Here is a 22,936-nt window from a genome sequence, read left to right on the forward strand (position 1 = left end):
GAGCCCGGCAAGCTGGAGCTCATTCCATGCTCCTCGTCCCAATCCGAGCGTACTGGAGACATTCCGGATGGCACCTTTCACGGTCGTCCATTTCGTCCTGCTGGTCGCGGCCGCCTGGCTTGTGACCGGCACGCTGGGTCTCGGAGTTCTGCATCGCACGCGATTCGTTGCACACGGGCTGTTTCCGCTCGGCGCGCTGGGAGGGCTGCTGCTGGGCGCGGCGGGACTCGCCGGCATCTTTTCCGAACCGACCGCCGCGGTGCTGCCGATCGGACTGCCCGGGTTGCCGTTCCATCTGCGCGTCGATGGGCTATCCGGCTATTTCCTGTTCGTGCTTGGTGTCGTCAGCGCGGGGATCGGCGCCTTCTCCGCCGGTTATTTCCGTAAGGGCGAAGGGTCCGCGCCGGGACTCATCTGCTTCGAATACCACGTTTGCATCGCGAGCATCGCGCTCGTGCTCATCGCCGACGATGCGTATGTGTTCATGGTCGCCTGGGAAACGCTGACGCTGTCCGCGACGTTCCTCGTGATGACCAACCATCGGATCGGCGAGATCCGCCGCGCAGCCTACCTGTATTTCCTGATCTCCCACGTCGGCGCGCTCGCGCTGCTGCTTTGCTTCGGCATCCTGCAGGCGCGCACCGGTGACTACACGTTTGCCAATCTGCGCGCGCAGTCGCCCGACGCGTTGTGGGCATCGCTCGCGTTCCTGTTCGCGCTGGTTGGATTCGGTGCCAAGGCGGGCGTGTTCCCGTTGCACGTGTGGCTGCCGGACGCCCATCCCGCGGCGCCGTCCCCCGTATCGGCGCTGCTCAGTGGATTCGTGCTGAAGGTCGGCCTGTATGGCCTGATCCGGACCGTGTTCGACCTGCTGCACGTGCAGCTCGCCTGGTGGGGCGTGCTGCTGCTCGTGCTGGGTATCGGCACCGCGCTGCTCGGCGTGGTGTTCAGTACGATCCAGGTCGATATGAAGCGCCTGCTCGCGTATTCGTCGATCGACAACGTCGGCCTGATGATCGTCTCGCTCGGGCTCGCGGTGCTGTTTCGCGCGTACGGGATGACGGCCCTTTCCGCGCTTGCGCTGAGCGCGATGCTCTACCAGATCGTCGCGCATGCGGCCTTCAAGAGCCTGCTGTTCCTCGGCACCGGGGCCGTGCTGCACGCCACCGGGGAGCGCAATCTCGGCAAGCTTGGCGGCCTGATCCGTGTCATGCCGTGGACCGCCTGGGCCGTGCTCACTGGCGTCGCAGCCAGCGCTGGCTTGCCTCCGATGAGTGGTTTCGTCGCGGAGTGGCTCCTGCTGCAAAGCTTCCTGTTCACGCCGGGTCTGCAGAATTCCGTGCTGGCGATGACGGTGCCGATTGCGGCCGCGCTCGTCGCGATGACGGCAGCTCTCGCCGGTTACACGATGGTCAAGTTCTACGGCATCGTCTTCCTCGGGCAGCCGAGAGAAGCGAAACTGAGTCGCGCACACGACGCAAATACCTGGGAACGGCTCGCGTTCTGCTGGTTCGCGGTGGCCGGTGTACTGCTCGGACTGATGCCTACGCAGTTCGTCAAGGTGCTGGACCGGGTCACGCGCGTGCTCGTCGGTGCCGGAATCGGCGCGGAAAATCATGGCTGGTTGATCTTCGTGCCGGTGTCGACCGCGCGGGCGAGTTACATGCCCGTCGTGTTCATGCTGTTTTTCGTCGCTTGCTGCGGCCTTGCGTGGGTGCTGGTACGGCGCTTCTACCACGGTCGGCTGCGACGGGCCGCGCCGTGGAGTTGCGGCTTCCCGTTTACGACCGCGCGGATGCAGGATACGGCGGAAGGCTTCGGGCAACCGATCCGGGAGATCTTCGCGCCGCTGCTGCGCATCGAGCGGCAACTGCCGTCGCCGTTCGACGCACAGCCGGCCTACCGGGTCTCGGTCGCCGACCGCACGTGGTCGATTCTCTACGACCGTATCGCCGCACTCACGCAACGCGCGGCGGAATGGGCGGGGCGGCTGCAGACGGGCAAGATTGCCGTGTACCTGACCTACAGCTTCGCCGTGCTGATCCTGCTCCTGCTGCTGGTGAGACGATGGTGACCCTATCCGGCGTGCTATCGCAAACCCTCGAGATCGTGCTGGCGCTTGCCGCCGCGCCACTGCTCACGGGCTGGGTCAACCAGTGCCGCGCGTGGCTGCAGAACCGGCGCGCGCCCAGCATCTGGCAACCGTACCGGATGCTCCACAAGCTGTTCAACAAGGAATCAGTCGTCGCTTATGGCGCGAGTCCGGTGTTCCGTGGCGCGCCCTATGTCGTGTGGGCGGCGATGACGCTCGCCTGTGCAATCGTGCCGACGCTGTCGACCGAATTGCCGCTGTCTCCCGCCGCGGATGCGATCGCGCTCGTCGGCCTGTTTGCGTTCGCGCGCGTCGCGCTGTCGCTCGCGGCGATGGATATCGGTACGGCGTTCGGCACGCTCGGCGCGCGCCGCGAGATGCTGGTCGGTTTCCTCGCGGAACCGGCCTTGCTGATGGTGCTGCTGTCGGCCTCGCTGATCACGCAGTCGACCCTGCTCACGAGCATCGTCGCGACGCTCGGACACAGCGAGCTGACGATCTATCCGAGCCTGGCGTTCGCCGGCATAGCGTTCACGCTGGTGTCGCTCGCCGAGAATGCGCGGCTGCCCGTCGACAACCCGACCACCCACCTCGAGCTGACGATGATCCACGAGGCGCTGATCCTCGAATATTCGGGGCGGCACCTCGCGCTGATGGAATGGGCGGCCAGCCTCAAACTGTTCGCCTACTCGTGCATCGGCATTGCGCTGTTCATGCCGTGGGGGATCGCCGCGGCGGGTAATCCGCTCGCGCTGCTGCTCGCGGTGCCGGCACTCTTCGTCAAGCTGATGGCGGGCGGCGCCGCGCTGGCCGTGATCGAGACCGCCAACGCGAAGATGCGGATTTTCCGGGTCCCGGAGTTCCTCGCGACCGCCTTCCTGCTCGCGGTGATCGGCATGCTCGTTCACCTGCTACTGGGAGCATGAATGCACACCTACGCGACGCAACTGATCAATTTCCTCGCGGCGGTGCTGCTGATGCTGTCGTTCGCGATGCTGAGTCAGCGTCGGATCCTGTCGCTGATCCACCTCTATACGCTACAGGGTGTCGCGCTGGTTCTGGCCAATCTGATCCTCGGTTTCGGGACCGGTGATGCGCATCTGTACGTGTCGGCCGGACTGACGCTCGTGCTGAAGGTCGGCGTGATTCCGTGGCTCCTGTATCGCCTCGTGCGCAAGCTCGACATTCAGGCCGACGTCGAGCCGCTCATCAACATTCCGACGACGCTGCTGATCGGCATCGTGCTCGTGATCGTCGCGTTCAACGTCGCGTCGCCGATCAGCCAGCTCGCGACGTCGGCCGCGCGCGGCACGCTCGGGATCGCGCTTGCGTGCGTGCTGCTGTCGTTCATGGCGATGATCACGCGCGCGAAGGCGATTCCCCAGGTGATCGGCTTCCTGTCGATGGAGAACGGGCTGTTCTTCGCCGCAACGGCCGCCACCAATGGCATGCCGATGATCGTGGAACTCGGTATCGGACTCGACGTGCTGGTCGGGATTCTGATTCTGGGCGTGTTCATGTTCCAGATTCGCGAGCAGTTCGACAGCCTGGACATCCGTCACCTCGAGACACTCAAAGATGAATGACGCCCACGTCGTGCTCGCCGTGCTCGGCATTCCGCTCGTGGCGGCCGTCTCTCTTGCGGCCGTGCGACCCGCTCATGTCGCGCGCAACCTGAACGCCGGCTTCAGCGCCGTGACGTTCGCGGCGACGCTCGTGCTCGCCGCGCGTACCGTCGAACATGGACCGTCGTTCGCGTTCGAACGCGCATTCTTCGTCGATCCCTTCAACGTGTACCTCGTCGCGCTGACTGCGTTCGTCGGCTGGACGACGTCGCTGTTCTCGCGGCCGTACATGCAGGTCGAAGAGGCGCGCGGCCGGATGACGGCGACGCGCATGCGCCTCTATCACAGCATGTACCAGTTGTTCATGTTCGCGATGCTGCTCGCGCTGCTGACCAATAACCTTGGCGTGCTGTGGGTCGCGATGGAAGGCGCCACGCTCGCGACCGTGCTGCTCGTCAGCGTCTATCGGACCGCCGCGAGCCTCGAAGCCGCCTGGAAGTACTTCATCCTGTGCGGTGTCGGCATCGCGCAGGCATTGTTCGGCACGATCCTGCTGTACCTCGCCGCGAGCCGGCAACTGACCGACGGCGATGCGCTGCTGTGGACGAGCCTTGCCGCCGTCAAGACGCACCTCGACCCGTCCATCGTGTCGATCGCCTTCGTGTTCCTGCTGGTCGGCTACGGCACGAAAGTCGGCCTCGTGCCAATGCACAACTGGCTGCCGGACGCGCACGCCGAAGGCCCGACACCGGTTTCAGCGGTGCTGTCCGGGCTGCTGCTGAACGTCGCGCTGTACGCGGTGCTGCGCTGCAAGGTGCTGGCGGACGGTGCGCTTGGCAACGGCCTGCCGGGGCGATTGCTGGTCGGGTTCGGGCTCGTGTCGGTGCTGGTCGCCTCGTTCTCGCTGTTTCGGCAGAAGGACGTCAAGCGGCTGTTCTCGTATTCGTCGATCGAGCATATGGGCTTGATGACGTTCGCGTTCGGCCTCGGCGGCCCGGTCGCGACGTTCGCCGGTCTGCTGCACATGACCGTCCATTCCCTCGTCAAGTCGGCAATCTTCTTTGCGGTTGGCCACGCGACGCAGAAGGCCGGTACCCAGGCGATCGAAGGCATTCGCGGGCTGCTGCAGGTCAGCCCGACGGTCGGCTGGGGCATGCTGCTCGGCGCGCTCGCGATTCTCGGCCTGCCGCCGTTCGGTGTGTTTGCAAGCGAATTCCTGATCCTGACGACCGCGATGAACACGATACCGTGGACGGCGCCGTTGTTGCTGCTCGGCCTCGCCGTCGCATTCGCGGCGATCTTCGCGCGCGTGCAGCAAATGGTGTTCGGTGAAACGACCACGGCCAAACCGCTCGAGCATCGCCCCGCGCCGCTGCCGGTATTCGTGCATCTGGGTTTGGGGCTGATGCTTGGGCTTTATGTGCCACCCTACCTGGCGACGTGGTATCGCCAGGCCGCAACGATGTTGGCGGGGTGACGGATGCGACTCGAATCGATGCAGATTGCCGCCACCCGCCTCACGCACCGTGCGGGCCAGATTCCAGCGCATGTAGTGAGTGCCGATGAATCAGTCTGGCTCGAGCTGGCGCGAACCGCGAGATCCGAGCAGCGGCGCCTCGTTGCAATGTGGGGCAGCGAAGCAGTCGAAGACGGTTTCTCGGTGAATGCCGCGTACGAATGCGATGACGGCATATTGTGGGTACGCCTCGCGATCGGGCGTAAGCAGGATGCCGATGGGGACTATCCCGATCTCGCCACCGTTTTCCCGTGCGCGACTCGCATGCAACGGGCGATCTTCGATCTGCTCGGCCTGCGGGCGCGTGGCGCCCAGGACACGCGGCCGTGGCTCAATCACGGCAACTGGCCCGAAGATTATTTCCCGCTGCAACGGCAGGCGACGGGTGTCGAAGACTTTGATTCGAGCGAGGCGGACTACCCATTCGTGCAGGTCGCGGGCGATGGCGTACACGAGATCGCGGTCGGGCCGATTCATGCCGGCATCATCGAACCGGGGCATTTCCGGTTCTCGGTCGTCGGCGAGAAGGTGTTGCGCCTTGAAGAACGTCTCGGCTATGTCCACCGTGGCGTCGAGCGTCTGTTCGAACGTACTCCTGCATCGCGCGGTCATCGGGTTGCCGCCAGGATTGCGGGCGACTCGACCGTCGCGTTCTCGTGGGCCTTTTGCATGGCGCTCGAACAAGCCGGCGGCACGATACTGTCGAAGCGCGCACTGTATCTGCGTGCGCTTCTGCTGGAACGCGAGCGCGTGGCCAACCACCTTGGCGACCTCGGCGCGCTCGGCAACGACGCCGGGTTCGGCTTCGGACTCGCGCAGTTCTCGCGGCTCAAGGAGGACTGGATACGGATGAACGCCCGTACATTCGGACATCGGTACCTGATGGATCGGATCGTGCCGGGTGGCGTATCGATCGACGTTCGCCCCGACGACGCGGCGGTGCTGGCGGAGCAATGCGAACGCATCGAACGCGAGGTCCACGTGATGCGCAAAGTCTACGATGACCAGTCCGGGCTGCAGGATCGATTCCTCGGCACGGGCCGATTGACCCCCGCTGTCGTCGAGCATTTTGGCGTGCGTGGCATGGCCGCCCGCGCCAGCGGTCGAACCTTCGACGTTCGCGCCAACTTGCGGCCCGCTCCGTATGACGACATCGCCGTCAAAGCGGTCAGTGATGCGCGCGGCGACGTCGCCGCGCGCGTCGCGGTGCGCTTCGCCGAAATCGATGAATCCCTGCGCCTGATCCGCACGCTGCTGGCCAATCTACCGGATGGTCCGGTGGTCGTCGCCACGACGCCTGCAACGGCGCCCGCGCAAGGCATAGGCTGGGTGGAAGGTTGGCGGGGGGACGTATTCGTCGCCCTCGATCTCGCCCCCGGCGACGTCATCGCCCGATGCCATTGCCACGATCCGTCGTGGCAGAACTGGCCGGCGCTCGAGCACGCGATCATCGGCAACATCGTTCCCGATTTCCCGCTGATCAACAAGTCGTTCAACCTGAACTACGCGGGGCACGATCTCTGATGTGGCAACTGATCCGGCAATTCGCACGCACCGATTTTCCCGGCGAACCCGCACCGGCGGCAGAACACGCGTGGCATCACGACGAGCGACGCATTCGCGAGGATATTCTCGATCTGCTCGGGCGGGCGCTGTGCATCCGGCAGATCGACGCGGGTTCATGCAACGGTTGCGAACTGGAGATCCACGCGCTGAACAACCCGTACTACAACATCGAAGGACTTGGAATCAAATTCGTCGCGAGTCCGCGGCATGCCGACATGCTGCTCGTGACCGGGCCGGTAACGCTGAATATGCGAGCGGCCTTGCTCGCCGCGTACGACGCGACACCCGCCCCGAAACTCGTCGTTGCCGCAGGCGAATGCGCGTGCACGGGCGGCATTTTTGCCGACAGTTACGCGGTGTGCGGCGCTGTTTCGTCGATCTTGCCGGTCGACGTGACGATCCCCGGATGTCCGCCGCCGCCGATCGATTTGCTGCGAGGCATCCTGGCCGCCTGCCGGGCGCGCTGAGCCCGGAGGTCGATTTCGCATTTTCCCCGTTGCAACGTGCAACCTTTGCCCGTGTTTGCGCGGCTCCAGCCGGGCTCCATCGCGGTCATTGCGCATATTGGCCTGCCTTTATTGCGCAGATCGGCTTTGCGCTTGCAGCGAGTTTTTAATACCGTGTTAGCTGCAACGGCATTCAAATTGCTGCGCAATAGTTTTGTTTCAACGCGATGCGTTGGACATCGACGCGTCGTCAGCCTGCATTGACCTTTCAGTGGAGTCAACAGATCGTCATGACTACGCCTACAGAATGTCAGCATTGCGGGGACACCCCCGCATCAGAGTCCACCGCCGAGCCCACCACCACGCCTTCCCAACCGTCACGACGCCGCTTCCTGCAATCGGCGGCGGCCGCCGCGACGATCGGTGCGGCGCCGCATCTGCGCGCGCAAACGCAAGCGCCGGCGCCCGCCTCACCCGCGCCGCCAGGCATCCCCGTGGTGCCGCCGCGCCCCGTCACGTTGACCGTCAACGGCCGCGCGTACACGCTGCAGCTCGAACCGCGCGTGACGCTGCTCGACGCGTTGCGCGAATACGCGGGTCTGATGGGCACGAAGAAAGGCTGCGACCGCGGTCAATGCGGCGCCTGCACGGTGCTCGTCGACGGCCGCCGCATCAACTCGTGCCTGACGCTCGCGGTCATGCACGAAGGCGAGAACATCACGACCGTCGAAGGACTCGCGAGCAACGGCGCGTTGAGTCCGGTGCAGGCCGCGTTCATCGAACACGATGCGTTCCAGTGCGGCTACTGTACGCCCGGGCAGTTGTGCTCGGCGACCGCCCTGCTCGGCGAATTCCGCAACGGCACGGCGAGCACCGTGACCGCCGACGTGCGCGCGCGTCCCGCCGCGCTCACCGACGACGAAATCCGCGAACGCATGAGCGGCAACCTCTGCCGCTGCGGCGCGTACGTGAACATCGTCGCCGCGGTCCGCGCCGCGCACGACAACGCCTGACGGAGACCGACATGGATGCGATCTCCTACGAACGCGCCGGCGACGTCGCCAGCGCGGTGCGCGCCGCGCAACAGCCGGGCGCGGTATTCATCGGCGGCGGCACGAATCTGCTCGATCTGATGAAGGGCGGCGTCGCGCGGCCGGTGCGGCTCATCGATATCACGCACATCGGCGGCCTCGACTCGGTGACGACGCTGCCCGGCGGCGGCATCCGCATCGGCGCGCTGGTGCGCAACAGCGACGCGGCCAATCACGCGCTGGTGCGCGAGCAGTACCCGCTGCTGTCGCAAGCGCTGCTCGCGGGCGCGTCGGCGCAGTTGCGCAACATGGCGACGGTCGGCGGCAATCTGCTGCAACGCACCCGCTGCGGCTACTTCTACGACACCGCGTTCACGCAGTGCAACAAGCGCCTGCCCGGCAGCGGCTGCGCGGCGCTCGACGGCCATAACCGCGCGCACGCGATCCTCGGCGCGAGCCCGCAATGCATTGCGGTCAACCCGTCGGATATGAGCGTCGCGCTGGCCGCGCTCGATGCGCTGGTGCGCGTGAGCGGTCCCAGCGGCGAGCGCACGATCGCGTTCGCCGATTTCCATCGGCTGCCGGGCGACCGGCCCGATGTCGATACCACCTTGCAGCCCGGTGAGCTGATCACCGCGGTCGATCTGCCGCCGCCGCTGTTCAGCGCGCATTCGCACTATCTGAAGGTGCGTGATCGCGCCAGCTACGCGTTCGCGCTCGTATCGGTCGCGGCCGCGTTGCAGATGGACGGCGAGCGTGTTCAGAGCGCGCGCATCGCGCTCGGCGGCGTCGCGCACAAACCATGGCGCGCGAACGTGGCCGAGCAGATGCTGAGCGGCCAGCCGCTCAGCCAGGCCACGCTGAAGAGCGCCGCCGCGGCCGCGTTGAGCGGCGCGCAGCCGCGCCACGACAACGCCTTCAAGGTGCAGCTCGCGCAGCGCGCGATCGTGCGTGCGGTCAATCAGGCAGCCGGCAACGCGGGAGGTATCGCATGAATCTGATCGGACAACCCCTCGATCGCGTCGACGGACTGCTGAAGGTGACCGGCGACGCGCGTTATGCAGCCGAATTCCCCGGGGCGCGCCTCGCGCATGCGGTGCTCGTGACGAGCACGATCGCGGCCGGCACGATCGCGTCGATCGATGCGAGCCGCGCCGAGGCCGTGCCCGGCGTGCTGCTCGTGATGACCTACCAGAACGCGCCGCGCCTGCCGAATGGCGGCCGGCCCGCGCTCGCGCCGCCGGCCGGCCGGCATCTGTCGCTTCTGCAGGATAACGAAGTGCACTACAGCAACGAGCCGGTCGCGGTGGTCGTCGCCGATACGCTCGAACATGCGGCCGATGCCGCTCGCCAGCTGCGCATCGCCTATCAGCCGGGCGCCGCGGCGCTCGACTTCGAGCAGGCGAAGGCGCACGCGCATGCGCCGGACAAGCCGCAGGGCCGCCAGACCGACACGCAGCGCGGCAGCTTCGAAGACGGCATGCAAAGCGGCGACGTGCATATCGAAGCGACCTATACGACGCCGATCGAGCACCACAACCCGATGGAGCCCCACGCGACGATGGCGCAATGGGACGGCCCGCAGTTGACGGTCTACGACTCGACGCAGGGCGTGAGCGGCGCCGCGCAGGTGCTCGCGAAGACGTTCGCCATCCCTGTGTCCGACGTGCGCGTGATCTCGCCGCTGATCGGCGGCGGCTTCGGCTGCAAGGGCTCGTCGTGGTCGCACGTATCGCTGTGCGCGATGGCCGCGCGGCAAACCGGGCGGCCCGTGCGGCTTGCGCTCGAACGCCCGCAGATGTTCGGCCCGGTCGGCGCGCGGCCGCGCACCGAGCAGCACTTCGTGATCGCCGCGCGGCATGACGGCACGCTGAGCGCGATGCGTCACGACAGCATCTCGAACACGTCGATGATCGAAGACTGGACCGAGACCTGCTGCATGGTCACGCGCATGCTGTACGCGGTGCCCAACCAGATAACGACGCACCGGCTCGTGCAACTCAATGTCGGCACGCCGACCTTCATGCGCGCACCCGGAGAAACCACCGGCTCGTTCGCGCTCGAATCGGCGATGGACGAACTCGCCGTCGCGCTGAAGATGGACCCGCTCGCGCTGCGCCTGAAGAACTACGCTGACAGCGATCCGCAGGAGCACAAGCCGTGGTCGGGCAAGTCGCTGCGCGAGTGCTATCAGATCGGCGCCGAGAAGTTCGGCTGGTCGCGCCGCCCGCACGCGCCACGTTCGAGGCGCGACGGCGACACGCTGATCGGCATGGGCATGGCGACCGCGACCTATCCGGCCAACCGCAGCGAGGCGTCGGCGCTTGCGCAGATTCTGCCGGACGGCACCGCGGTGGTCGCATCGGGCACGCAGGACATCGGCACCGGCACCTACACGGTGATGACCCAGGTCGCCGCCGATGCGCTCGGCTTCACGCCCGAGCAGATCCACTTCGCGCTCGGCGATTCGTCGCTGCCGCGCGCGCCGGTCTCGGGCGGCTCGCAGTCGGCGGCCAGCGTGTCGCCCGCGGTGCGCGACGCGGCGAGCCAGGCGCGCAGCCAGCTGATCGCGCTGGCGCTTGCCGATGCGGCGTCGCCCGTGCATGGCCTGCCGCTCGATGACGTCACCGTCGCAAGCGGCTGGGTCGTGAGCCGCTCGCAACCGGGCAAGCGCGATCCGGCCGCGGCGATCATCGCGCGCGCGGGCGGCAAGCCGATCGAGGCGAGCGCGACCGTGAAGCCCGGCGACGAGAAGCAGAAGTACTCGTTCCACTCGTTCGGCGCGGTGTTCGTCGAGGTCCACGTCGATGCCGAGCTCGGCACGGTCCGCGTGCCGCGCGTGGTCGCGGTGTACGACGTCGGCCGCGTGCTGAACCAGAAGACCGCGCGCAGCCAGATGATGGGCGGCATCGTCTGGGGCATCGGCGCGGCGCTGCAGGAGGAAAGCACGCTCGATGCGCGCTTCGGACGCTTCACGAACGCGAACCTCGCCGAGTATCACGTGCCGGTGAATGCCGATATCGGCACGCTCGACATCACCTTCATCGACCGGCCCGATCCTTATATCAACTCGCTCGGCGTGCGCGGTATCGGCGAGATCGGCATCACGGCCGTGGTGGCCGCGATCGCAAACGCGGTGTACAACGCGACCGGCGTGCGGGTGCGCGATCTGCCGATCACGCTGGACAAGGCGGTGCCGACCTGAACCGGCGGCAGTGCCGGAGTTGGAGTGAAAGCGAAAGCGGCGGGCGGCTTGCATCGGGCGTGCCTTGCCGCTTGCTTCGCGCACCGTTGCATCGCACAATCGGGGGCATTCCTGTCTACCGGTATCCGCCGATGGCCTACGCTTCGCTCGCCACTGGTGTGTTGCTCGCCGCCGGTCTCGGCTCGCGCTTCGATCCGCACGGGCTGCACAACAAACTGCTCGCACGTATGCCCGACGGCACGCCGGTTGCGCATGAAGCCGCGCATCGGCTGCTGCGGGTCGTGACGCGGGTGCTCGCAGTCGTGCGGCCGGGCTCCGACGCGCTCGCCCGCGCGCTGAACGATGCCGGCTGTGATGTCGTGTTTGCGGCGAGCGCCGAACGCGGCATGGGCGCGAGCCTCGCCGCCGGTATCGAAGCGAGCGACGACGCCGAGGGCTGGATCGTCGCGCTCGCCGATATGCCGCGCATTGCGGTTCCGACGATCGAAGCGGTAGCCCGCGCGCTCGACAACGGCGCGCCGCTCGTCGCGCCGTTCTACGACGGCCAGCGCGGCCATCCGGTCGGCTTCGGCAGCGAGCATCGCGACGCGCTACTCGCGCTGGACGGCGACACCGGCGCGAAAGCACTGCTCAGGTCACACGCGCTGACGCGCATCGACGTCGACGATCCCGGCATTCTGCGCGACGTGGACACGCCGGACGATTTGCGCACGCTCTAGCCGCTAACATCACACTCGCCGAGACTGGCTGCCCGCAGCCGGTCGACATCGAGAATCTTGCCGGGCAAGGAACACTGATACGGCATGAAGCCCCTGGATCTGACGCGTTTCGATCTCAACCTTCTGGTTGTACTTGAGCCGTCGAGACGGCGACTCATACCAAAAACGTGCGCTTCAAGGGCCCCTCCGCGATCTTTCAGGCACGCGCTTTGCGCGCCGCAAGTTTCGCGCGCAAGCCGCACCAATTGCGCCTAAGCTGAGGTGACGCCATTTTTTCGCACGCGGCGCCTTGACGACCGGCAGCCTCGATGCCTCATCCGTCCCGCCTCGAATCGCCACACGCAAGCCCATGAGCGAAACCACTCCACGCCTTTTCATCGTCTCGCCCCATTTCGACGACGCCGTCTTCAGTTGCGGCGCCTTGCTCGCCGCCCATCCCGACGCCGCTGTCTGCACCGTGTTCGCCGCGCCGCCCGAGCACGACATGCACACGGAGTGGGACGAAAAAGCAGGCTTCGCGAACGCCCATGAAGCGGTCCGCGAACGCACCATCGAAGACAACCGCGCGCTCGAAGTGCTCGACGCGATCCCGCTGCGCATGCCGTTTCGCGACAGCCAGTACGCCGACTCGCCGTCGATCAGCCAGATGGCCGCGGCGCTGGAGGAAACGATTTACCGCACGACCGCGAACACGCTGCTGATGCCGCTTGGCCTGCATCACGACGATCACGCCCGGGTATTCGAAGCGTGCTGCGAGATCCTGCCGCGGCTCACGCATCTGGACTGGTTCGGTTACGAGGAAGCGATTCACCGGCTCACGCCGGGCGCGGTGCAGGCGCGGCTCGCCGATCTCGCGCAGCGCGGCATCGTCGCGACGCCGGCAACGCCGAGCGCGGGCCACACCATCGACGTGCAGCGCCGCGCGCATCTGAAACGCGAAGCGGTCAACGCGTACGCGAGCCAGTTGCGGGCGTTCGGCGCAGGCAACTACGACGACGTGTTCGCGACCGAGCGCTACTGGCAGCTCAGCGCCGGCCGCAAACGCGCGAAGAAATAGCAAAAAGGAGCGAGCAGGAAGCGCGGCGAGCGCCTACGCTTGAAGACAGATAGCCGACGCGGCGGCACAGATCGGCGGTATCAAGCCGCTTCGGCCGGACCCGCGCATTTCAACCGCAAGGGTGACGCAATGAGCTACGACATGCACACCAGCCCGATTCCCGACCCGAACGCCGATCCGAACCGCGACCCGGAAGCCGACCCGCTCGTGCCGCCGTCGCCGGGGCATCATGCCGAGGAGCCGCAGCGGCCTGACGGGCCGCCGGACAAGGATCCTGTGTAAGGGAGCCGCGAGCGGCGCGGTCGCGGCGCGCCGCTCGGCGCAGCGTCAGCGCATCAAGTCGCTGAAGCCCTGCAGCAGGCGGTCGATATCGGCCGCGTGAACGTTGCCCATCGTCGAGATGCGGAACAGCTCCGCCGACAGCCCGCCCTGCCCCGCATAGATCACGAAGCCGCGCGCCTTCAGCGCGTCGTGCAGTTGCGGATACGCGATACCGTTGGGCAAGCGGTACGCGCGCAACACCACCGACGACTGCCCGGCCGGCAACACACTGTCGATGCCGCGCGCCGCCAGCCCAGCGCCCACCTGCTCGGCAAGCGCCGCATAGCGCGCGTGACGCGCGCGCCAGCCGCCTGCGTCGGCGAGCTCACGCAGCGCCTCGACCAGCGCGTAATACGCGTGCACCGACGGTGTAAACGGCGTGTTGCGCTGATCCTGCAAACGCGCGAGCCGCGCGAGATCGAGGTAGTACGTGCGGCTCGCCGCGCGCGCGAGCGCCGCGCGCCGCACCAGCACGAACGACGCGCCCGGCACGCCATGCAGGCACTTGTTGGCGGTCGCGGCGAGCGCGTCGAGGCTCGCGTCCGCGAAATCGATCGTTTCGGCGCCGAAGCTGCTGACACCGTCCACCAGCAGACGCAGGCCGCGCTCGCGACACAAGGCGCCGAGCGCCGCGATGTCGTTCAGACGGCCCGTGGTCGTTTCATGATGAATCACCGCGACGTGAGTGAACGACTTGTCGGCGTCGAGCCGTTCGGCGATCTTCGCCAGATCGGGCGCGTCCATCCAGTCGTGCTTCAGCGCTTCGTGCGCGATGCCGTATTGCGCGGCGATCTGCGCGATACGCTCGCCGTACACACCGTTTTCGACGACCAGCAGTTTGCCGTTGTGCGGCACCAGCGCGGCCGTCATGCTTTCGACGGCGGCCGTGCCGGAGCCGGTCATCAGTACTGCCTGCCATTCGTTCGGGTCGAGCCCGTACACGTCGACGAGACGCGTGCGCGCCTCTTCCTGGAGATCGAAAAACTCGCTCTCGCGATGGCACAGATCCGTCTGCAACAGGCTGTTGCGGACACGTTCGGTGAGCGTCACCGGGCCGGGGTTGAGCAGCAGCATGGGCGCTCCTGTTGGCGTTGGGTTCAGATCGCGCCGATGTGGCGCATCAGGCGCGTCTTCACATCGGGCGGCGTAATGGTCGGGCGCGGCAGGCCGTCGGGCGTGCCGCGGCGGATCGTCAGGCGCGCGAAGCGCGGCCCGTCGAGCGGCGGCGCCGCGAACAGCTCGTCGATGATCGCAGGATCGTCGCTCTCCACCGCCGACGCGTAACCGCACGCGGCCGCCACGCCCGCGAACGACACCTGCGACGATACCGTCGCCTGGCCGCCGGTCGAGTCGTGCGCACCGTTATCGAGCAGCACGTGCGTGAGGTTCGACGGGCCGTACGCGCCGAGCGTCGCGAACACGCCCATGCGCATCAGTGCGGCGCCGTCGCCGTCGAGCGCGACCACGCGCAGATCGGGGCGCGCGAGCGCGAGGCCGAGCGCGAACGGCGTCACGCAGCCCATCGAGCCGACCATGTATAGCTGGTTCGCGCGATCGTCGATCGCATAGAGTTCGCGGCCGCAAAAGCCGGTCGACGCGAGCACCACCGTGGAGTCGAGCGGCGTATGCGCGATCACCTTTTGCAGCGCGTCGTGGCGCGTCGCGAGTTCGTCCGCGGCGCTGTCGCGAAACCGCGCGCGAGGCTCGACCGGCGTGCGCCGCCTGGGCGCGCCGCCGTCCTTCAGTTCATACGGCGCTACGCTGCCCTTCTGCATCACGAGCGCGTACGGACGGCCGGTTGCGTCCATGTGCGCGATCGCGCGATCGAGCGCCGGACCGATCGCGTCGGCCTCGGTCGGGAACGTCTCCCACGGAATTTCCATCGTGTCGAGCATCGCCGGTGTGATCGGGCCCATCAGCGCGTGCTGCGGCTCGTCGGCAACGCCGGGCTGGCCGCGCCACGTGACGATCAGCAGTTGCGGCAGGCGGAAGGTCCACGTCAGCGACGTCAGCGGGCTTACCGCGTTGCCGAGCCCGGAGTTCTGCATCATCGTGATGCCGCGCCGGCCGTTTTTCGCGCCGAGCGTAACGCCGGCGATCAGCGCGACCGCGTCGCCCTCGTTGGCCGCCGACACGTAGTGCAGCGACTCGTCCTGCAGCACGTAGTTGATGAACGGCGTCAGATACGAGCACGGCACGCCCGCGTACCAGTCGAAACCGCGCTCGCGCGCCGCCTCGACGAACTGTGCTGCTTCGATCATTGCGCGCCTCCGTGTGCATCGTTCGCCGTCGCCCCGCCGCCGACGGCCGTCGCGAACGGCGCCTGCGCGTGCGCGAAGTCGCCCGCGCGGCGGAAATCGTCGAGATCGTTGACGCCGCGCCAGTGGCCGTGCACGTATTGCACCTCGATCGACTCGCCCGCTTCGATCAACGCGTTCAGCAGCGCGGGCATGTCGAGCGACGCGAAATCGTCGCGCGTGCGCAACTCGCGCATGACCGCCCGCAGGCGCTCGCGACCCGCGCCGCGCACGTTCAGCAGACCCACCCAGCGGCCATGCGGCACTGGGACGACGCCCGCCGCCGACGACTGCTCCCGCCCGCTCGCGACATGCCGCAGCACGATCTTGTTGCCGAACAGACCGCGGTCGTCGGCGACCGAGCACCACGCGAAATCGCGCACGCTCGCGTTCTCCGCATCGGTTAGCGACGAATCGACGACCACGCTGAACGCGGCCTCGCTTTCCACCAGATCGCGCAGGATGTAGCTGCGAAACAGCAGGTCGCCGTACGAAATGACCGTGTCGCCGGTCAGGTGGTCGAGTGCGCACGCGAGCGAGGCAAGCTCGCCGGTCTGCGCGTGCTGCTGGTTGACCACGAGGCGGATGCCCGCGGTATCGATCGCGTCGGCGCGGTAGCCGCCGACCACGGTGATGTCGTTGACGCCCTGCTTCTTGAACGCGTCGACGAGCCAGCGCAGCAGCGGTTTGCCGGCGATCGGCAGCATCACCTTCGGACGGTCCCCGGTCACCGCTTCAAGGCCTTTGCCGCGGCTCGCGGCGAGCACGACGGCCGAGCCGGCCGCGCGGCCGCTCGACAGATAGCGGTCTTCGGCCTCCGAATATTCGTCGGCGTCCTGCAAACGGAAGATTTCGTTGACGGCCGCGATGCTGTCCTCGACGTTGACGAGCGTCTCGCTCGAATGGATTTCCTTCGCGACGGCTTGCATCGCCGAGGTCGCCGCGCGGATCAGATGGTTCGCCCAGATCACGGTACTGATGCCCGCTTCGCGGAACACCTCGGTCGGCGTGCTGTAGTACTTGGTCGGCACGATCACGAGCGGCGCGCGCCCGGCCCATTCGCGCGCGAATTCGAGAATCTCGTCGGGGCGCGACAGCTTGCTGTGAATCAGGATCGCATCGGCACCAGCTTGGGCGTACGCTTGCGCGCGGCGCAGCGCTTCGTCCATGCCCCAGCCCGCGATCAGCGCCTCGACGCGCGCGACGATCGAGAAATGCTCGTCGTTCTGCGAGTCCTTGCCCGCCTTGATCTTGCCGCAGAATTCGTCGATATCGGCAAGCGGCTGCGCCTCGCCGTTGATGAAGCTGTTGGTCTTCGGAAACTGCTTGTCCTCGATGCACACGCCGGCGATGCCGCGCTGTTCGAGCTTGCGTACGAGGCGGCGCACGTTGTTGAAGTTGCCGTAGCCGGTGTCGCCGTCGAGCAGGATCGGCAGATCGCTCGCGTCGGCCATGAATTCGAGCGTATCGACCACCTGCGTCCAGCTCGCCTCGTTGTTGTCGCGCACGCCGAACTGCGCGGAGATCGCGAGGCCCGAGCCCCAGATCGCCTTGAACCCAGCTTCGCGAACGATGCGCGCGGACAGGCCGTTATGCGCCTCCATCATGAATTCGAGTTCGCTGCTGACGAGCATCTGGCGCAGGCGCGCGCTGCGGGACTGGGAAACGAAAGCGGGATCGCGTGCATTCACTCTTCGGGACTCCTGGTGGCGGGCTTATTGGCGTTCTTCGATGCCAGGCTGGCAATCGGAAAAGGGCGACTATAGCGGAATTTTTTATGACGAGTCTTTGAAGGTCTCAGCGGTCTTTCGTGGTTGCGCTTAAGTGGAAAAATGTGTTGTTTTTTGCATTCGTGACCATTTAACGGGATTTTTGGATTTGATTGGCGTTTTGTGGGATGTTGGTGCGAACCCTCCTGGATTGGGCTCAGCAGGTTTTACGCAGACCAGCGCCGGCATTTTTTCATGTCGATTTTCTCGCGCATTTTTCAATCGCCGCGATTTACCGAAAATCGCCGGTTAATTCAGATTCGCGAATAATGCACAAAAATCTTTTTCGAATTGCGCGCATGAGCGCCGCTAAAACATTCAATAAATCCACCCATTAATCGGACGAATAGGGATGTCGAACAGCGGGTTTTCCCTGCCTCGATCAATGCCATTTCGCGCCGTAAACACAGCGAGCGGCATCCGACCGCAATTCAATGGACCTTACTGGCCAAAACGCCTATTCCGATCGCTATGACTCTGAACCGAAAACTGGCGTCCATGATCGCCGTTCTGTGGGTCGGCCTGATCCTGATCGGCGCGTTCGGCGCGTGGCAGAACCGCGCATCGATGATCTCGGACCGACGCGAGCAATTGCGCTCGTTGATCGACGAGGCAAACCACGTCGTCGGCCACTACTACTCGCTCTCCCAGCAGCATGCGCTGTCCGAGGACGACGCGAAAAAGCAGGCGCTCGCGACGCTCGGCGCGATGCGCTACGGCAAGGACGGCTATTTGTCGATCAACGACTCGCAGCCGGTCATGCTGATGCATCCGATCAAGCCCGAACTGATCGGCAAGAACCTCGCGCAGTTCACCGATCCGGCCGGCAATCATCTGTTCGTCGATATCGTCAACTCGGGCAATCACGACGGCGGCGGCTTCGTCGATTATTTGTGGGCCAAGCCCGGCAGCGAGCAGCCCGTCGCGAAGACCAGCTACTCGATGCACTTCGCGCCGTGGGACTGGTACCTCGTGACCGGCATGTACATGGACGACGTGCAAAGCGCGTTCTACCGCAACCTGCTGCGCTGGCTCGCGATCACCGTCACGCTCGGTGCGCTCTCTACGGCCGTGATGCTGGTCGTGCTGCGCAGCATCCGCCGCTCGCTCGGCGGCGAACTCGAAGTGGCCGTCGAGCACGCACGGTTGATGGCGCAAGGCAACCTCGCGACGCCGGTGCCGATCGAGCCGCACGACAGCGGCAGCCTGCTGCATGCGCTGCGCACGATGCAGGCGGGACTCGTCGACACGGTCTCGCGAGTGCGCCAGGGCACCGAGAACATCAATGTCGGCGCGACCGAAATCGCAGCGGGCAACACCGACCTGTCGCAGCGCACCGAGGAGCAGGCGGCGGCGCTCGTGCAAACCGCGTCGAGCATGGATCAGATGACGGTGAACGTGAAGCAGAACGCGGACAGCGCGACCCAGGCCGCGCAACTCGCGAGCGACGCAGCGAACGTCGCGACGCGCGGCAGCCGCGTGGTCGACGACGTGGTGCGCACGATGGGCGAGATCACCGCGAGCTCGCGGCAGATCGGCGACATCATCGGCGTGATCGACGGCATCGCGTTCCAAACCAATATCCTCGCGCTGAATGCCGCCGTCGAGGCGGCTCGCGCCGGCGAACAGGGCCGTGGCTTCGCGGTGGTCGCGGCCGAAGTGCGCAGCCTCGCGCAGCGCTCGGCGACGGCCGCCAAGGAGATCAAGGCGCTGATCGAAACCTCGACCGATACCGTCGAGACCGGCTCGTCACTGGTCGCCAACGCGGGCGCGACAATGGGCGAGATCGTGCAGTCGGTGCGGCGGGTCAACGAGATCCTCGAAGAAATCAGCCACGCGTCGCGCGAGCAGAGCGCGGGCATCGAACAGGTCAATCGCGCGGTCGGCGAGATGGATCAGGTCACGCAGCAGAATGCGGCACTGGTCGAACAGGCCGCGGCCGCCGCGCATTCGCTGAAGGACCAGGTCGCCGTGTTGCGCGACGCGATTGCGAGTTTCGCGTTGCCGGCTTGAGCTTGCCCCGCCGCGCCCGCGACGGGCGCGAAAAAAGAAGGCGCCCCACAGGCAGGGAGCGCCTATTCAACACGCCGCGTCGGAGTCGACGCATCAATCGAACGAATCAGCCGCGCGGATTTTGCAAGTCCGCGCGGCTTTTCGTGATCAAGCTGCGGCTCGGCTCGCCTTTGCTCCAACTCGAACGCGCCTCCTTTCACATTCCTAGCATTTAAATTACGTTTTATTTACAATCGGCCCGGCGACAGTCCTTGCCGCCAGGCCTCGTGGCTTTGGCGGCCTCGTTCAATCGAAAGTACGTGAGGTCCGCTGCCCGCCGCCATGATCCGCCAGAAAAAACCGCCGTCGTCCGATCCCTATGCCTTAGCCGCGAAGAACCCGCTGCTCGATGCGCGACTACCCGCGTGGCGCTCGAAGTTCGTCGTGCTGCTCGTGTTCGGCGCGTTCGCGACGCTCGCGCTCCGCGCGTTCTGGGTGCAGGTCGTGAATCAGGACTTCTACGTCGACCAAGGGCAGAAACGCTATCAGCGCCTGCTCGAACTCGACGCGACGCGCGGCCGGATCGTCGATCGCAATGGTTCGATGCTCGCGGTCAGTCTCGCGACCTACGAAATCTGGGCCACGCCGAAGCTCGTCGACGAAAGCGCGTTCGCGCCGCTGGCAAAGCTGCTCGATCTGCCGCTCGCGGAACTGCGTCGACGTCTGAACGGCGAGCGCAGCTTCGTGCTGCTCAAGCGCCAGGTCGATGCCGACACTGCCGGGCAGCTGTCCCGCCTCGGGCTCGCCGGGATCACGCAGATCGCCGACACCAAACGCTTTTATCCCGAGGGCGAGTCGGCCGCGCACGTGGTCGGCTTCACCGACATCGAGGACAACGGCCAGGAAGGCGTCGAACTCGCCGCCAATGCGCAGTTGCAAGGCGTGCCCGGCCACCGCGAGGTGATCCGCGACCGGCTCGGCCGCGTGATCTCGGAGACGCGGCCGCTCGTGCCCGCGCGCAACGGCGCCACGATCCAGCTGACGATCGACCGGCGCATCCAGCAACTCGCATACACACAACTCAAAGCGGCGATCGCGCAGCACCGCGCCGAAGCGGGCAGCGTGGTCGTGCTCGATGCGCGCAACGGCGAGATCCTCGCGCTCGCCAACTACCCGAGCTTCGATCCGAACGACCGCGCGCACCTGTCCGGCCGGCAGCTGCGCAACCGCGCGGTGATCGACACGTTCGAACCGGGTTCGACGATCAAGCCGCTGGTCGTCGCACTGTCGATCGACGAAGGCAAGGTGCGGCCGCAGAGCATCATCGATACCGCGCCCGGCTGGTATCGGATCGGCCCGGCCGTGATTCACGACACGTCGAATCATGGCGCGATGACGGTCGCCGAGGCGGTGCAGAAGTCGAGCAATATCGCGCTGGCAAAGCTCGCGCTGAATCTGTCGGCCGAGACGATCTGGACCAAGTATCGGCAATACGGGCTCGGTCTGAAGCCCGAGCTGCCCTTCCCTGGCGTGGCCGCCGGCAAGCTGCGGCCATATAAGCGCTGGCGCCCGATCGAACAGGCCACGATGGCATATGGCTACGGGCTGTCGGTATCGCTGCTGCAAATCGCGCAGGTCTACACCGCCTATGCGGGCGACGGCGCGCTGAGGCGTGTGAGCCTGCTGCGCGAGCCGCTCGACGCGGACGACCCCGCGTCGTTCGCCGACCGCGGCGAATCGGTCACGACGCCCGGCACCGCGCGCGCGATCCGCAACATGCTCGAAATGGCCACGGGCGACGGCGGCACCGGACGCGCCGCGACCGTGGCGGGTTATCGCGTCGGCGGCAAGACCGGCACCGCGCGCAAGCAGATCGGCGCGGGCTACGCGAAGAACCGCTACCGCGCGCTGTTCGTCGGCATGGCGCCGATGAGCGATCCGCGCCTGATCGTCGCCGTGATGATCGACGATCCGGCTGGCAAGGCGTTCTATGGCGGCACGGTCGCTGGACCGGTGTTCAGCGGCGTGATGGGCGGCGCGTTGCAGCTGCTCGGGGTACCGCCGGATGCGGCAGGAGTGTGACGCGTAGTTAGTGTTGGTTACGGTCGATCAGCCCTGCTCATCGAGCGCATCGACCTGCGCCTCGATACGATTGCGGCCGTTGCGCTTGGCCTGATACATCGCGCGATCGGCCTCGTCCATCATCGCCTGACCGAGCGACATCGCCTCGGCCGGGCTGCCGGCGACCACGCGCCCGGCCACGCCGATCGACACGGTCAATGCAATGAGCACGCCGTGCTCGTCGCGCACGTCGAGATTCTCGACCGCACGCCGCACGCGTTCCGCGACGGTCAACGCGTCGCTGCGATCGCCTTGCAGCAGCGCGGCGAACTCCTCGCCGCCATAGCGCGCGACGGTGTCGCCAAGCCGCACCTGCTGTCGCACGCAGGCGGCCACCGCCGCGAGCGCGCGGTCGCCGCTCTGATGGCCGTGGCTATCGTTGATGCGCTTGAAACCGTCGATATCGATGAAAAGACACGCGACCGGCACGCGATAACGGGCCGCGCGCATCAACTCCTCGCGCAGCCGTTCGTCGAAATAGCGGCGATTCGCGAGGCCGGTCAGCGAATCGGTCATGCCGAGCTGCCTGAGCCGCTCGCGATGCGCGACGTTGTCGAGACTCGCGGTGACGATGCTCGCGAAGCGCTCGAGAATGTCGGTGGCCATGCCCGCGCCGAAGCGCGCGGGGTCGTCGCTGCCGAGGCATAGATAGCCGCTGACGCTCGTGCCCGCGGCGAGCGGCAGCAGGATCGCGCTGGCCGGCACGTGAGCTGGCGCGGTACCGAAGAACGCGCGGCGCGTGTCGTCGTCGAGTTCGCCAGGGCGGCCGAGCCACGGCCGATCGTCTTCGCACAAGGATTGCGCGACGAGACCGCCCTCGCGCGAGGTCTTCAGCTGCGCATGATCGAGCGCGCGCAGGTTGCCCGGCTCGAGCAGTTCGAGCAGCATTGGCGCGCGCTCATCGAGCCACAGCACCACGTTCGCGAGCGAGAACTCCCGCGGCAGATGGCTGAACAACGTATCGAGAAACGATGCGAAATCCTGCGCGCCGATCAACCGCAACTCGACGTTCTGGAAGCGGCGCAACGTGCGCTCGTTGTGCTGCACGGTGTCGACGAGCGAGCGAAGGCGCTCGGCAAGCGGCGTTTGGGCGAGATTCGTCACGGTATCAGTAGCGCGGCCCTGAAGGCGAAGCGGGGTCGACGCCCCAACTCTACTGATAACGGCCGATCCGCCGGGGTCTTGAGGGCAGGCTCGCGACGTGTCGGCCGGCCTGCCAGCGTTCATGCCCACTGTTGT

18 protein-coding genes are annotated in these 22,936 nt (G+C 66.3%); 14 read left to right on the forward strand and 4 right to left on the reverse strand.

Annotated features, from left to right (window positions below; genetic code table 11):
• The first annotated feature begins 67 nt into the window (after positions 1-67).
• The 12 genes from hyfB (at position 68) to OKW27_RS17655 (ending at position 13,479) form a co-directional block, all read left to right on the forward strand.
• Complete coding sequence (hyfB, locus tag OKW27_RS17600; protein WP_429334238.1) at positions 68-2,074, forward strand: hydrogenase 4 subunit B; 2,007 nt, start codon at positions 68-70, stop codon at positions 2,072-2,074.
• Positions 2,068-3,018: a respiratory chain complex I subunit 1 family protein gene (locus OKW27_RS17605; RefSeq protein WP_429334239.1), complete on the forward strand. Its 951-nt coding sequence runs from the start codon at positions 2,068-2,070 to the stop codon at positions 3,016-3,018. Before hyfB ends, OKW27_RS17605 begins: the two co-directional genes overlap by 7 nt.
• Positions 3,019-3,678 carry a formate hydrogenlyase gene (locus tag OKW27_RS17610; protein ID WP_429334240.1) on the forward strand — a complete coding sequence of 220 codons (660 nt, stop codon included), beginning with the start codon at positions 3,019-3,021 and terminating at the stop codon, positions 3,676-3,678. It abuts the gene before it with no gap.
• A complete protein-coding gene (locus OKW27_RS17615) occupies positions 3,671-5,134 on the forward strand; it encodes a hydrogenase 4 subunit F (protein WP_429334241.1) in 1,464 nt (487 codons plus the stop codon). The genes OKW27_RS17610 and OKW27_RS17615 overlap by 8 nt, the downstream gene beginning before the upstream one ends.
• 3 nt (positions 5,135-5,137) lie before the next feature.
• Complete coding sequence (locus tag OKW27_RS17620) at positions 5,138-6,697, forward strand: NADH-quinone oxidoreductase subunit C (protein ID WP_429334242.1); 1,560 nt, start codon at positions 5,138-5,140, stop codon at positions 6,695-6,697.
• A complete protein-coding gene (locus tag OKW27_RS17625) occupies positions 6,697-7,206 on the forward strand; it encodes an NADH-quinone oxidoreductase subunit B family protein (protein ID WP_429334243.1) in 510 nt (169 codons plus the stop codon). Before OKW27_RS17620 ends, OKW27_RS17625 begins: the two co-directional genes overlap by 1 nt.
• A 269-nt stretch (positions 7,207-7,475) precedes the next feature.
• The gene (locus OKW27_RS17630; protein WP_429334244.1) at positions 7,476-8,198 is read left to right on the forward strand and encodes a (2Fe-2S)-binding protein; all 723 of its coding nucleotides are present in this window, start codon (positions 7,476-7,478) and stop codon (positions 8,196-8,198) included.
• An 11-nt stretch (positions 8,199-8,209) separates the two neighbouring features.
• The gene (locus OKW27_RS17635; protein WP_429334245.1) at positions 8,210-9,211 is read left to right on the forward strand and encodes an FAD binding domain-containing protein; all 1,002 of its coding nucleotides are present in this window, start codon (positions 8,210-8,212) and stop codon (positions 9,209-9,211) included.
• Positions 9,208-11,421, forward strand: coding sequence for a xanthine dehydrogenase family protein molybdopterin-binding subunit (locus OKW27_RS17640; RefSeq protein WP_429334246.1), 2,214 nt, complete (start codon positions 9,208-9,210; stop codon positions 11,419-11,421). The genes OKW27_RS17635 and OKW27_RS17640 overlap by 4 nt, the downstream gene beginning before the upstream one ends.
• 131 nt (positions 11,422-11,552) lie before the next feature.
• Positions 11,553-12,140: a nucleotidyltransferase family protein gene (locus OKW27_RS17645; RefSeq protein WP_187619469.1), complete on the forward strand. Its 588-nt coding sequence runs from the start codon at positions 11,553-11,555 to the stop codon at positions 12,138-12,140.
• 349 nt (positions 12,141-12,489) lie between these two features.
• Positions 12,490-13,197, forward strand: coding sequence for a PIG-L deacetylase family protein (locus tag OKW27_RS17650; RefSeq protein WP_090809333.1), 708 nt, complete (start codon positions 12,490-12,492; stop codon positions 13,195-13,197).
• 129 nt (positions 13,198-13,326) lie between these two features.
• Complete coding sequence (locus OKW27_RS17655) at positions 13,327-13,479, forward strand: hypothetical protein (protein WP_166618176.1); 153 nt, start codon at positions 13,327-13,329, stop codon at positions 13,477-13,479.
• A gap of 45 nt (positions 13,480-13,524) precedes the next feature.
• On the opposite strand, the gene OKW27_RS17660 is transcribed toward OKW27_RS17655, so the two are convergent.
• The 3 genes from OKW27_RS17660 to aepX are packed head-to-tail and all read right to left on the reverse strand — an operon-like array spanning position 13,525 to position 17,506.
• Positions 13,525-14,592: a 2-aminoethylphosphonate aminotransferase gene (locus tag OKW27_RS17660; protein ID WP_090809331.1), complete on the reverse strand. Its 1,068-nt coding sequence runs from the start codon at positions 14,590-14,592 to the stop codon at positions 13,525-13,527.
• 23 nt (positions 14,593-14,615) lie between these two features.
• The gene (gene aepY, locus OKW27_RS17665; RefSeq protein WP_090809329.1) at positions 14,616-15,779 is read right to left on the reverse strand and encodes a phosphonopyruvate decarboxylase; all 1,164 of its coding nucleotides are present in this window, start codon (positions 15,777-15,779) and stop codon (positions 14,616-14,618) included.
• Positions 15,776-17,506 carry a phosphoenolpyruvate mutase gene (gene aepX / locus OKW27_RS17670; RefSeq protein ID WP_429334247.1) on the reverse strand — a complete coding sequence of 577 codons (1,731 nt, stop codon included), beginning with the start codon at positions 17,504-17,506 and terminating at the stop codon, positions 15,776-15,778. The genes aepY and aepX overlap by 4 nt, the downstream gene beginning before the upstream one ends.
• A 549-nt stretch (positions 17,507-18,055) precedes the next feature.
• Between aepX and OKW27_RS17675 the strand changes: the two genes are divergently transcribed.
• Together OKW27_RS17675 and OKW27_RS17680 are read left to right on the forward strand one after the other, a co-directional pair.
• Entirely contained in the window at positions 18,056-19,597 is a 1,542-nt protein-coding gene (locus OKW27_RS17675) for a methyl-accepting chemotaxis protein (protein ID WP_429334248.1), read from the forward strand.
• 321 nt (positions 19,598-19,918) lie between these two features.
• Positions 19,919-21,658, forward strand: coding sequence for a peptidoglycan D,D-transpeptidase FtsI family protein (locus OKW27_RS17680; RefSeq protein ID WP_429334249.1), 1,740 nt, complete (start codon positions 19,919-19,921; stop codon positions 21,656-21,658).
• A gap of 27 nt (positions 21,659-21,685) precedes the next feature.
• On the opposite strand, the gene OKW27_RS17685 is transcribed toward OKW27_RS17680, so the two are convergent.
• On the reverse strand, positions 21,686-22,801 hold the full coding sequence (locus tag OKW27_RS17685; RefSeq protein WP_429334250.1) for a diguanylate cyclase: 1,116 nt from the start codon (positions 22,799-22,801) through the stop codon (positions 21,686-21,688).
• Between the last annotated feature and the right edge of the window lie 135 nt (positions 22,802-22,936).

Source organism: Paraburkholderia sp. 35.1, assembly GCF_050436525.1.
In the GTDB taxonomy this organism is placed as follows: Bacteria; Pseudomonadota; Gammaproteobacteria; order Burkholderiales; family Burkholderiaceae; genus Paraburkholderia; species Paraburkholderia tuberum.